This is a genomic window from Nitrosomonas sp., assembly GCA_031316255.1.
Lineage (GTDB): Bacteria > Pseudomonadota > Gammaproteobacteria > Burkholderiales > Nitrosomonadaceae > Nitrosomonas.
Genome location: JALDQW010000001.1, coordinates 123347 through 136459 on the forward strand (window position 1 = coordinate 123347; position 13113 = coordinate 136459).

Annotated in this window: 10 protein-coding genes; 2 read left to right on the forward strand and 8 right to left on the reverse strand. The window is 46.2% G+C overall.

Going from position 1 to position 13113, the window contains the following annotated elements; translation table 11 throughout:
* Nucleotides 1–65: 65 nt before the first annotated feature.
* The 7 genes from MRK00_00600 to queA all read right to left on the reverse strand — a co-directional run bounded on the left by MRK00_00600 (nt 66) and on the right by queA (nt 8161).
* A complete protein-coding gene (locus MRK00_00600; GenBank protein ID MDR4515890.1) occupies nt 66–1649 on the reverse strand; it encodes a GNAT family N-acetyltransferase in 1584 nt (527 codons plus the stop codon).
* A gap of 13 nt (nt 1650–1662) precedes the next feature.
* Nucleotides 1663–2262 carry a DedA family protein gene (locus MRK00_00605; GenBank protein MDR4515891.1) on the reverse strand — a complete coding sequence of 200 codons (600 nt, stop codon included), beginning with the start codon at nt 2260–2262 and terminating at the stop codon, nt 1663–1665.
* A gap of 48 nt (nt 2263–2310) precedes the next feature.
* Nucleotides 2311–3249, reverse strand: coding sequence for a protein translocase subunit SecF (secF, locus tag MRK00_00610; GenBank protein ID MDR4515892.1), 939 nt, complete (start codon nt 3247–3249; stop codon nt 2311–2313).
* 33 nt (nt 3250–3282) lie between these two features.
* Entirely contained in the window at nt 3283–5409 is a 2127-nt protein-coding gene (gene secD / locus MRK00_00615) for a protein translocase subunit SecD (GenBank protein ID MDR4515893.1), read from the reverse strand.
* Between the two features lie 101 nt (nt 5410–5510).
* Nucleotides 5511–5975 (reverse strand): preprotein translocase subunit YajC, encoded by a 465-nt coding sequence (yajC, locus tag MRK00_00620; protein ID MDR4515894.1) that lies wholly within the window; start codon nt 5973–5975, stop codon nt 5511–5513.
* Nucleotides 5976–6032: 57 nt separating this feature from the next.
* On the reverse strand, nt 6033–7130 hold the full coding sequence (tgt, locus tag MRK00_00625) for a tRNA guanosine(34) transglycosylase Tgt (protein MDR4515895.1): 1098 nt from the start codon (nt 7128–7130) through the stop codon (nt 6033–6035).
* Nucleotides 7127–8161: a tRNA preQ1(34) S-adenosylmethionine ribosyltransferase-isomerase QueA gene (queA, locus tag MRK00_00630; protein ID MDR4515896.1), complete on the reverse strand. Its 1035-nt coding sequence runs from the start codon at nt 8159–8161 to the stop codon at nt 7127–7129. The genes tgt and queA overlap by 4 nt, the downstream gene beginning before the upstream one ends.
* 398 nt (nt 8162–8559) lie before the next feature.
* Between queA and MRK00_00635 the strand changes: the two genes are divergently transcribed.
* Both MRK00_00635 and MRK00_00640 read left to right on the forward strand, forming a co-directional pair.
* Nucleotides 8560–9744: a M20 family metallopeptidase gene (locus MRK00_00635; GenBank protein MDR4515897.1), complete on the forward strand. Its 1185-nt coding sequence runs from the start codon at nt 8560–8562 to the stop codon at nt 9742–9744.
* Between the two features lie 314 nt (nt 9745–10058).
* Complete coding sequence (locus tag MRK00_00640; GenBank protein ID MDR4515898.1) at nt 10059–11957, forward strand: diguanylate cyclase; 1899 nt, start codon at nt 10059–10061, stop codon at nt 11955–11957.
* A 37-nt stretch (nt 11958–11994) separates the two neighbouring features.
* On the opposite strand, the gene ychF is transcribed toward MRK00_00640, so the two are convergent.
* A complete protein-coding gene (ychF, locus tag MRK00_00645) occupies nt 11995–13086 on the reverse strand; it encodes a redox-regulated ATPase YchF (GenBank protein MDR4515899.1) in 1092 nt (363 codons plus the stop codon).
* Nucleotides 13087–13113 lie beyond the last annotated feature (27 nt).

Consider the following 13113-nt stretch of genomic DNA (forward strand, 5'->3'; position numbering starts at 1 on the left):
CGAAAGGACCCGACAGTTTCAAATGCCGGAGGACTCTGAAAATCAGTACCGAAATCTGATAGATGTTATTTGCCGCGCCAGTGCACGGAATACAGATCGTGGCGTCTGTCTTTCAAGTTTTGCACGGTTCCCGCATTGCGGGCGGTGCGCAGTGAATCAAAACGCAAATCGGCAATGGCGATCGTTTCCACGTTCGGTGTGGTATCGGCAGCAATACCGTCCCTGTCAAACGGAAAATCACATGGCGTCAAAATACAGCTCTGCGCATACTGAACATCCATATTGGCGACATTAGGGAGATTCCCTACATTGCCGGACAAAATCACATAAACTTGATTCTCGACCGCACGCGCCTGACTGCAATAACGGACACGCAAATATCCCTGGCGAACAGCCGTACAAAATGGCACAAAAATCATATAAACCCCTTGATCAACAAGATATCGCGATAGTTCCGGAAATTCGGCATCGTAGCAGATCAAAACACCGATAGGCCCACAGTCTGTTTCGATTGCATTCAGCGTATCGCCGCCTTCAATATTCCACCAGTAGACTTCGTCGGGTGTCGGATGAATTTTGGGCTGTTTATGGATAGAACCGTCCCGCAGGAAAATATAGGAAATATTTTCAACGCGCCCCGATGGCATACTCGTAGGGTGCGATCCACCGATAATATTGACATTGTAGCGTAGCGCCATATCGCGCATTGCTTTGGTAAAACGATCGGTATATTTAGTCAATGCTTCGATAGATTCAGCCGGCGACAGGTGCTGATCTTCGATGGACAGCAACTGCAAAGTAAAAAGCTCGGGGAAAACGACAAAATCACCATTGTAGTCGGCGATCACATCCACAAAATACTCGACAAAACTGATGAATTCTTCAAATGAACTCACTTTTCGCATCAAGTATTGCACAGTACCGACGCGCACTGTCTCCTGCACCCGTCCGCCAAAATTCTTATGGCGTTTGATTTCAGACTCTTCCGGAACACTGGGATTGCGCCAGATAAGATGCACGCCATATCCCATTGAGGCGCGATCCTCCGGCAGATAATTTTTTATCACGCCAAGCACTTCGAAATTGTTATGCAATTGAAACGAAAGTACCTGATCGTTCAGTTGTTTCTGTACGATTTGTTGTACATAATCCTCTACATCAGGATAGCGCTTGGCTTTTTTTTCGTAACTGGGTAGTCTCCCTGCAAAAATAATTCCTTTTAACCCGAATTCCTGGCAAAGCTGTTTACGTGCAAAATAAAGTCGCTGTCCTATCCGATATCCCCTGTAACCCGGATCAACGCAAACCTCCATGCCGTACAAATACTCTCCTTCAGGATTATGCCGCGAGGCAAAGCCGTTACCGGTTATTTCAATCCAGGTATGTGGCTTGAGTGCAATCTTTCCTGAAATACGAAAACTGGCGCAATACCCAACCACTTCCTGGTCATAAACAGCAACCAGCTGACCATCCGGGAAGTTATTAATTTGCCCTCTCAACGCCGCCTCGGTGTACACAGGAATACTGGAACCTTCATATACCTTTCTGACCAGTGTTGCCAGTGCAGGAACATCTTTCAATGTTGCATTACGGATCGTCAGACGCCCGGACTTCTTGACTAAAGTCGACTTAGGAGAGCTTGGTTTCATAATTAAAAGGAGATTAGCTGGAGCGGCGCTGAAGCTGCCAGTAAATTCCCACGCCAACGACACAGGCAACAAACAGCGTAACGATGATATCCCGCAGATATTCCTTGATCAGCGCTTCGTTTTCACCAATAAAATAGCCAAGCAACGTCAGAATAACTACCCAAATACCCGCGCCAAGACTGGTATAAAAACAGAATACTGAAAGATTCATGCGCGCGAGCCCTGCGGGTATCGAAATATACTGACGCACCATCGGAATCAGCCGGCCGGTAAACGTGGAAATATGCCCGTGCCGCTTAAAGAAGGTTTCCATTTTTTGCAAATGGGTCTCATTGAACATGACATATTTGCCATAATGCAATAGAAAAGGCCGTCCCAGCCATACCGCCAGATAATAATTAACCAGGGCGCCGAGAAGACTGCCGAATACACCGCACAGAATAACAATAATAATGTGCATCTCACCCTTTGAGGCGAGGTAACCGGCGGGAATCATGATCACTTCGCTTGGAAAAGGTACGAAACTCGATTCCAGTAACATGAGGAGAAAGATTCCGGGATAGCCCAGGCTACCCACAGTATTCACGATCCATTCAATAATTTCCGCAATCAAATTCGCTCTTCCTGTAAAACAGATTAATTTGCCGGATTATATGTGGATCTAGACAACAGCACCGTCGTTTTCCGGTTTCTTTTCTTCCGGTTTTACCAGGTCTTCACGCTTGACCCCCAACAGCATCAGAATCGGACTGGCAACCATTATGGACGAATAAATGCCAAACCAAATACCGATGGTTAAGGCCAGAGCAAAGTAGAACAATACTTCACCGCCAAACAATAGCATGGTGATGACAACCATTTGAGTGCTGCCATGCGTAATAATTGTCCGTGCCATCGTTCTGGTAATGGCATTATTGATAACATTTTCTACCGGCACCTTGCGAAGCTTACGGAAATTTTCACGTATCCGGTCAAAAATAACCACGGATTCATTCACTGAATAACCCAGTATGGCGAGTACTGCGGCCAGCACTGTCAATGAAAATTCCCATTGGAAAAACGAAAAGAATCCCAGAATAATAATCACATCGTGCAGGTTGGCGACAATACCTGCTATACCGAACTTCCATTCAAAACGTACCGCCAGATAGGCCACAATACCGAGCGAAACGAATAGCAGGGCCAATGCGCCGTTTTCCAGCAACTCCTTACCGACTTGCGGCCCGACAAATTCAACACGGCGCATTTCAACCGTACTGTCAGCCGCGCGTAGCGCATCCAGAACGGTTTCCGACAATTGTGCACTTGAGTATTCCGGCATCACTGGCAAACGTATCATGACATCGCGGGAGGTACCAAAATTCTGCACCGTCACATCCGTCATGTTGAGTTCAGCCAGCACAGCTCTTATTTTGGTCAAATCAGCAGTTTGTTCATAGCTGACCTCGAGCACCGTGCCCCCCGTGAAATCAACGCCCAGATTCAGTCCTCTTGTAGCAATAAAGAAGACTGAAAGAATAAATGTCAATATTGAAATAGCAGCAGCGATCCGCCTCCAGCTCATGAAGGGGATATCACGGCTAAACCTAAAAAACTCCATTGTTGATTCCTTTATTAAATTCTTTCGGGCAAATTACTTCTTTTTTGCTTTCCGGGCAGACGTTTTTCGTTTACCGCGTGAATTGGCTGATGTATTTTGTGGCGGTACCTGTGCTGCTGAGGTTACTTTCTCACGCACAACTTCTTCCTGAACGACTTCCGTTTCTCGATTCTCAGGCACTTCATCTGCTTTTTTCCGTATCACAGGTTTATCAGTACGGCTTTGTACATCACTATCCCCGCTTTCTGATGAGCCCACCACGTCCCCTGCAGAAGCAGCAGTCGGTTCCACAGGCAATTCATATTTGAAACGGTTTCTTGCGTTTTCAGTATCCGGGATCCAGATTTTACCAATGGGTACAACCTCAAGCTTACGGCGGCTGCCATACATGAAATTAACCAGGCCGCGTGATACGAAGACAGCGGTAAACACCGATGTCAAAATACCCAGACAAAGTACCACGGCAAATCCTTTAACCGGACCCGATCCAAATGCAAACAAGGCGATACCGGCAATCAGTGTCGTGATATTCGAATCCATAATGGTCCCCGTTGCACGTTCATAACCGGCATTGATTGCCAGTTGCGGCGATATACCAGCACGTAATTCATCGCGTATCCGCTCGTTAATCAGTACGTTGGCATCGATCGCCATGCCAACAGTCAGGGCAAGTGCAGCCATACCCGGCAAGGTCAGTGTCGCCTGCAAAATGGACAACAAGCCGACCAACAGCAGCAGATTAAGGCTTAACGCGAGTACCGAAATGACACCGAACGCCATGTAATACATCATGATAAAAATCGCCACCGCAAGAAAACCGTACAGCGTCGAATTAAATCCTCTGGCAATATTGTCTGCACCGAGGCTCGGCCCGACGGTGCGTTCTTCGATAATATCCATCGGCGCAGCCAGTGCGCCGGCACGTAACAACAGTGCGATATCACGCGCTTCTAAAGTATTCATGCTTCCGCTGATCTGGACACGGCCACCGCCGATTTCCTCGCGTATAACCGGCGCAGTGACGACTTCGGTCTGGTTGCGTTCAATCAGCAGTATCGCCATACGTCTGCCGACATTTTCACGGGTTAGATTCTTGAAAATTTGTGCCCCATTATTGTCGAGCCGGATATGCACCGCGGCCTGGTTATCTTCATTAAAGCCGGGTTGTGCGTCGGTAATACGGTCACCGGTTAACAGCACCTGTTTTTTCACGAGTATCGGTCCGCCACCGCGTTCCTGATAAAGCTCTGTGCCAAACGGTATCTGCCCCCGTAATGCAGAATCCAGATCGCGTTCATCATCGACCATGCGAATTTCAAGTGTCGCCGTGCGGCCAAGTATTTCCTTGGCTTTGGCAGTGTCCTGAACCCCGGGTAACTGCACAATAACCCGGTCTGCACCGGCTTTCTGAATGATCGGCTCTGCCACCCCCAGTTCATTGACGCGATTACGCAATGTCGTGATGTTCTGTTGGACCGTTGAATCCTGCATATGAATCAATGCATCCGGCCTGATCGAAGCAATCAGATGGAAACGATTGCCAACCCGTTCCTCTCTAAAATGCAGATCCTCATATGCGGATTTTAATTCTTCCAAAGCCTGAGCACGTGATTCAGCATCACGGAACTTGATGGTTAACGTTTCTCCCAGTTTTTCAACACCCGCATAGGGAATTCTTTTTTCACGCAATGCACTGCGGATATCATTACTATGCCGGTCAAGCGATTTGCTGATTGCACCTTCCATATCAACTTCAAGCATGAAATGTACGCCGCCACGCAAATCCAGCCCGAGATACATGGGCAATGCACCCAGATTCGTCAACCATTGCGGAGAATTCGGCAGCAGATTGAGTGCGACCATATACTCGTCGCCTAATGCTGATTGCAACAAATCTTTTGCCTTGATTTGTGTGTCAGTATCTTCAAAACGCACCTTGATGCTGCCTTCTTCAAGAAAAAGACCATCACTGGGGATATTCGCTCTTTTCAGGGTATCTTCAACCTGATGCAGCAAAGTTGTGTCTGCCTGGGATGTCATTCTGAGCGGGGATATTTGTACAGCAGGCGATTCGCCAAAAAAATTCGGCAGCGTATAGAGCAGTCCAAGTAATAAGGAAACCGCAATAATCAGATATTTCCAAAGCGGGTAGCGGTTCATGATTATTCAGTATATGAGTAGAAAAAAAGTGAAACATTTTGAAACAGATGGCCGCTCGGAATCAGCTGAAGCCATCCTGTCGTATAGCAATAAATAAATTTTTAGTTTTTATCGCCAGATTTGGTTGATTCGTCAGTATTGCTGTCCTGCGTATCGGTGTTTTCAGAAGCTTTATCTTCCTGAGCAGGTGCAGAAGCGCCTTTTGCAGTTTTTCTGGATTGTTTTCCGCCTTTGGAGGGTTCGATACTTTTCAGCGTGCCTTTGGGCAGCAGTGTCTGCACGGAAGTTTTATATACAATCACTTCAACATTAGGCGCAATTTCAACAACAACATAGCTTTCGCTGACATTGAGGATTAAGCCGAGTATCCCGCCATTGGTAATGACTTCGTCGCCTCTTTGGAGGGCTTCGACCATTTGCTTATGTTCTTTGGCGCGTCTGGCTTGCGGACGGATAAGTAAAAGCCAGAATATGACAAAAATACCTATTAACAAAATAAGATTAGCCCAACCTGCTTCAGAAGCTCCAGATTCGGCTGCTTGCGCGTATGCTTCACTAATCAGCATGATATTTCTCCGGAAAACAAATTAATAAAAAAACCCACATATTAGCATGATGCGCGCTTATCCTTGAAATTCCCGAGTAAATTTTTCAACAAACTGCTCAAAACAGCCTGTTTCGATTGCACTTCGTATTTCCGTCATTAACTGCTGGTAATAAAACAGATTGTGCACGGTGTTCAGATGTGCGCCGAGTATCTCATTAATACGCTGCAAATGATGCAGATATGAACGTGTAAAATTGCGGCAGGTATAACATGTGCAGTGTTCGTCGGGTGGCGTTGTATCAAGCCGGTAACGGCTGTTACGCAACTTGATAATTCCCTGGCGCGTATATAGCCAGCCATTACGGGCATTGCGTGTCGGCAACACACAATCGAACATGTCAATCCCCTGGGCAACTGCATGAACAATATCTTCGGGCGTACCGACACCCATCAGGTATCGCGGCTGGTCGACGGGTAATAATGGTGCGGTATGTTCAAGAATTCGCCGCATATCCGTCTTGGGTTCGCCGACCGATAATCCGCCAATCGCGTAGCCATCAAAGCCAATGGCTGTCAATCCGTCCAGCGACTGATCGCGCAGATTCTCATACATGCCGCCCTGAACAATGCCGAATAGCGCATTCGGGTTATCGCCATGCGCTATTTTTGAGCGTTCAGCCCAGCGCAGACTGAGCTCCATCGATGCTTTTGTCGTGCTTTCATCGGCGGGAAATGGCGTGCATTCATCAAAAATCATTACAATATCCGAATTCAATATGCGCTGGATATGCATGGATTCTTCAGGCGTCAGAAAACACCGGTCGCCATTGACTGGCGACCTGAATTTCACGCCATCTTCGGTAATTTTTCGTAATTCACCAAGACTGTATACCTGAAAACCGCCGGAATCCGTCAATATCGGTCCATGCCAGTTCATGAATGCATGCAGTCCGCCGTGCGCTGCGATGACTTCCAGACCGGGCCGCAGCCATAAATGAAAGGTATTGCCGAGTACGATTTGTGCATTGATCTGCAGCAGCGTCTCGGGCGACATGCCCTTGACTGCGCCATAAGTGCCTACCGGCATAAATGCAGGCGTTTCCACCTGACCATGTGCAAGCGTCAAAGTACCACGGCGCGCGGCCTGATCGCTACAGTGCAATTCAAATTTCATGACTTTCTCTCTATAAGCATGGCGTCACCATAGCTGAAAAAACGGTATTGACTGGCGATAGCATGCTGGTAGGCGGCATGGATATTTTCCAAACCGCCGAACGCCGAAACCAGCATCAGCAGTGTGGAGCGCGGCAAATGGAAATTGGTCAATAGCCGGTCAACGACCTGAAAACAATAACCCGGCGTGATAAAAATGTTGGTTTCACCGCACCCTGCGGCAACCTGTCCCTGATTCACCTGCGCCGAGGCTTCAAGCGCGCGCAGCGAAGTCGTGCCAACAGCCATTATTCGGCCGTTATTCAACTTGGCATGACCTATGGCATTTACCGTTTCTTTTGGAATTTCAAACAACTCGTTGTGCATGGTGTGATCAGCGATATTGTCCACACGTACCGGTTGAAAAGTGCCCGCGCCGACATGTAACGTCACATAAGCGATAATTACCCCCATTGCACGCAACCGGTCAAGCATGGTTTCATCAAAATGAAGACCAGCGGTTGGCGCAGCCACTGCGCCGGCATTTTTTGCATATACGGTTTGATAACGCGATTCATCTGCCGCCAAAGCCTCACGATCAATGTAAGGTGGCAATGGCATCTGTCCATGATATTCAAGTAGTTCAAGTACCGTTGTTTCATGTTCAAACCGCAATGTATAAAAACCGTCATTACGCGCCAAAACAGTTACCGGAACACATCCCGCCAGCAATAATCCACTATCCGGCTTAGGTGCATGGCTTGCCCGAATCACAGCCAGCGCATGATGATCGTCGAGTACGCGTTCAATCATGACCTCAATTTTCCCGCCGCTGTCTTTCTGTCCAAATAACCGCGCCTTGATCACACGGGTGTCATTAAACACAATCACATCACCGGCGCGCAGATACTCCGGGAGATCGGCAAACAGCGCATCATGATAGCGGTTGCCAATGCCATCCAGATACAACAAACGGCTGTCGACACGTTTATGGACAGGATATTGCGCAATCAATTCAGCCGGCAAGTCAAAATCAAAATCCTGAACTCTCATGCAATCAGCCCGGATGTATGGAGCATAGTCTGAACGTTAGTGCCAACATGCCTGTTTAGATGGAGAAACGACGCTTGCTTCGATAAAAATTATATTTACCGGAAACACATTAAGAAATACGCGATTATATACCGTCATTGCCGATTATTTATGATGCGACAACACTAAAATTGCGCTTAATCTATCCCGCTTTGAGAATTATCTTCATTACAACGAACGCTGGCTTATTGATTTAACTCGAGAAAAATGAATGATGATCATAAGTAGCACAACACCATGACCAGCTACTGCAGGCTATACAAACTATAGATTTATAACAATTTGTTACAGCGTTCTCCCTTTCCTTCACCCCTGTTTGGTTTTATGATAGTCGGCCTAATCACTCTCTGACTTTGGTCATGAATATTGAATCCGAAATCCTTGCATTACACACCGAAATGCGCCAATGGCGAAGACAGTTCCATCAATACCCGGAAACAGCATTTGAAGAAACCGGCACAGCACACCTGATCTGCGAGCAATTGCAACAATTCGGTATTGAAACACATCAAGGCCTGGCCAAAACGGGTGTTGTCGGGATTTTACGCCGCGGCGGCAGTACCAACAGCATCGCCCTGCGCGCCGATATGGATGCGCTGTTTATTCAAGAGCAAAACACGTTTGACTATGCCTCCCGCCATAACGGCAAAATGCATGCCTGCGGTCATGATGGTCACTGCGCCATGTTGCTCGGCGCCGCTTGTTACCTGGCCAGTCACGGCAGTTTTGATGGAACGGTTTATTTTATCTTCCAACCGGCAGAAGAGGCCCGGGCCGGCGCTCACCAAATGATCAGCGACGGTCTGTTCAAACAATTTCCAGCACAACGGATTTTCGGCATGCACAATTTTCCGGATATCCCGGCCGGTCATTTTGCAGTCAAAACCGGCGCCATGATGGCTTCTTTTGATTGTTTTGAAATCAACCTTGTCGGTCAGGGCACCCACGCCGCCATGCCGCACCTAGGTAACGATACTCTTGTTGCCGCCGCACATTTAGTTACCCTGTTACAAACCATTGTCAGCCGTCAGATTGACCCTGCCGAAGCCGCTGTCGTCAGCATCACCCAGATTCATGGTGGCGACACCTGGAACGCGCTACCTGATTCGGCGGTGATACGGGGAACATTCCGCTGCTTCAAGAACACTATTCGCGCTCAATTGGAACAGAAAATCGACCATCTTGCCCGGACAGTCGCAGACAGTTTCAACATGAATGCAAAAATCCGCTTTAATCCCGAGAATCCGGGCTATCCGGTAACGATGAACAGTCCCGACGAAACGGCCAGTGCGATTCGTGCTGCTGCCGATGTTGCAGGTAAAAGCAACATTAACACCCAACCCACCCCGAGCATGGGTTCTGAGGACTTTGCGTTTATGCTTCAGCAAATACCCGGCTGTTATATCTGGATTGGCAATGGCAGTTCAGAGGGCAACTGCCTGCTGCATAATCCAAACTACGATTTTAACGATGAGATTTTACCGCTCGGCGCCGCATACTGGGCAAAACTTGTCGAAAATGAACTTCCTGATCAAATTTTGTGAAGCTTACTTTTAAATCATAAAACAGGCTTCAAAGCAAATATCAAAACCATACATCACTACCTGAGGTAAAATATCACTCACTTGTTACCGCATTTCAGAATCGAAAAAAACACATTTTTTATATGCTTTTATATGTCTTGCCGCCCAGAAAAATGGATAGTCTATTCAGACACAATCTTTTCTGGCTCTATCCTCATAGCATAACTGTCGAAATTTCTCATATAGTCCATATAATCAAAAAGCGGGTTGTGCATAAAGCAAACTCAAACTTAATTTAATACATATACACATTTTATTTTTAACCCGCACGCCCCATGCCGAAACACCACTCCACAAACAAACTGATCGCTATGGGCTTTGGCCTGATCGTCCTGATTTTCGTTTTGATCAGCATAATCAGTCTAAATGAGATCATTACATTGCAGAAAACTTCCAAAGCCATTGCTCAGAAACGCCTGCCAACGGTTTATCTGAGCATATCCATGGAAAATTATATCAATCAGACACTAGGGTCATTACGTGGCGGAATGTTACTCAAGGAAGAACACTTCAAAAATGAATTACTCAAGACGTGGGTAAAAATACGTATTGCTGAAGAACAAATGATGCAGCTTTCTAAGGAAGGAAATCTGCCCGGAAAAAAGACTCGCCTGACGGAACTGAAAGACTCTCTCAGTCAACTTGAAGATATTCAACTTAAAATTCTTGAAATTTCCCATATGGATACCAATCTGCCGGCGAATCAGTTGCTTTCCGAGAAAATTACGCCGCTTACACTGTCAATGACCGATAAAGTCATGGATATAATTGATACAGAAGAAAGCGCCACTATCAACCAGCAACACCAAATGATTCTCGTAACACTATTCAAATTTCGTCATACTTTGGGAAAAGCGCTCGCGCATATCCGCTCATATGTTCTGACCGAGCAAATACATTTCATTCACGATTTCAATCAAGTCTTACTGGATAATGAACAACAATTTAATGCGCTCGTTTCAATGCAAAATCAATTGTTGCCACCGCAACAACAGATACTCGCCGAACTGACCAAAAATAGAAAAGAATTCACATTGCTTGCCAACGAAGTATTCGCAATCAGGCAAAGCGAAGACTGGAATCGCGCCAATCATTTGTTGAGAACACTCGCTATTCCCATGAGTCAGCAAATTATCGAATTACTCAATCAGATGACTATCTATCAACGCGACCAACTCCTGTCAGACAACAATTTAATGGCTGAATCTATTGATAATTTCAAGAACAAACTCTTACTGTTAACATTTCTTGCCATTCTGATCGCAATGTGGCTCGGCATCATTATTAGTCTCAAATCTTATGCCATACAAAAGACCATCGATCAGCGAGCTGCGTTAATCGATCAAAATATTATGATTGCCTATCTGGATAAAAACGGTTATGTCAAAGACATTAGCAACTCATTGTGCCGCGTTTTGAACGGTAAAAAAGCAGATTTTGTAGGCAAACAAAGTTATTATTTTTTACCTGCTCAAGAAAAAGATCCACGTTACGCAACGATTACCAAAGTTATCCAGACCGAAGAATTATGGGAAGGAGAAATAGAAATAGTTAATCATCCTAACGAAAAAATTTGGCTTCATTCCAAGCTGATTCCGACTCTGGAAGATTCCAACAACTCCGGTTACACCAATATTTTGCAAAATATTACCGACAAAAAACATCTGGAAGAGCTGTCCATTACCGACAAACTGACTTCGCTATTTAATCGCCGCCACTTTGATCAGATCCTGGAACAGCAACTCAAGCTTGCTCAACGGGCAGGGACATCAATTTCACTATGTGTTCTTGATATCGATTTCTTTAAAAGCTATAACGACTTTTACGGCCACCAGGCCGGCGATCACGCATTGACTGAAGTGGCGCACGCGATTAAACAAAAACTCAAACGTCCAAACGACTTTATTTTCAGACTAGGCGGAGAGGAATTTGGCATCATTTTCAGCAATATGGATACAAAACAAATTGAAGACATATTATACCAAATACAGAGCGATATCATCGCACTGAACATCAGGCATGAGCGCAATCAAGTACATGAATATTTAACAATAACAATAGGCTGTAAAATCTGTCCCAATGCCAGAAATATACAGCCTGAAACGCTTTATCTGGCTGCAGATACCGCGTTGTACGAAGCCAAGAAAAAGCGCAATTGCATCATCATTAGCTGAGCTACTGATGCGGTAAAGCCATCAGCCTTCAGCCCTGTTAAACATTAAACCGGAAATGCATTACATCGCCATCTTTAACGATATATTCCTTTCCTTCCAGTCTCGTCTTTCCCGCTTCTTTTGCACCCTGTTCACCATTAAAGGCAACAAAATCGTCATAACCGATTACTTCTGCACGGATAAAGCCTTTTTCAAAATCGGTATGAATTACGCCGGCAGCCTGCGGCGCGGTATCGCCTTTATGTATGGTCCAGGCTCTCACTTCTTTCACACCTGCCGTAAAATAGGTTTGCAGTCCCAGCAGATCATAGGCGGCTCTCACCAAGCGATTCAGCCCCGGCTCTTCAAGACCGATATCCGCCAGAAAGACTGTCTTGTCTTCATCTGACAAATCCGCAATTTCGGATTCCAGTGCCGCGCATATCGCCACAACCGGCGCGCCTTCATTTGCCGCAAATGCTTTTACTTGATCCAGCAGCGGATTATTTTCAAAGCCGTTGTCGTCAACGTTGGCCACATAAATTGCCGGCTTGGCGGTTAACAAGCATAACGGTTTGAGCAATTGTTGCTGGTCCTTGTCAAGTTCAAGTGAACGTGCCGGTTTCTCCTGATCGAGATGATCGCGCACCATTTCAAGAAAACTACATAATTTTATCGCGTCTTTGTTCCCGGATTTGGCAACCTTGGACTCGCGTAACAACGCCTTCTCGACAGTCGCCAGATCGGCCAGGATCAGTTCGGTCTGTATCACTTCAATATCCGAAACGGGATCTACCCTGCCAGCAACATGCACGACATTATCATTGGAGAAACAGCGCACCATATTCACAATACCATCCGTTTCGCGAATATTCGCCAGAAACTTGTTGCCAAGCCCTTCGCCCTTGGATGCGCCGGCAACCAGCCCGGCGATGTCGACAAATTCAACAATTGCAGATTGAATTTTTTGTGGCTTGACAATATCAGCCAGTTTTTCCATACGCGGATCGGGAACTTCAACGATACCTACATTGGGATCAATCGTGCAAAATGGATAATTTTCCGCAGCGATACCCGCTTTGGTCAACGCGTTAAATAAAGTCGATTTTCCTACATTGGGAAGACCTACAATTCCGCATTTCAGACTCATAATTGTATTCTCATTTGAAATTCATTC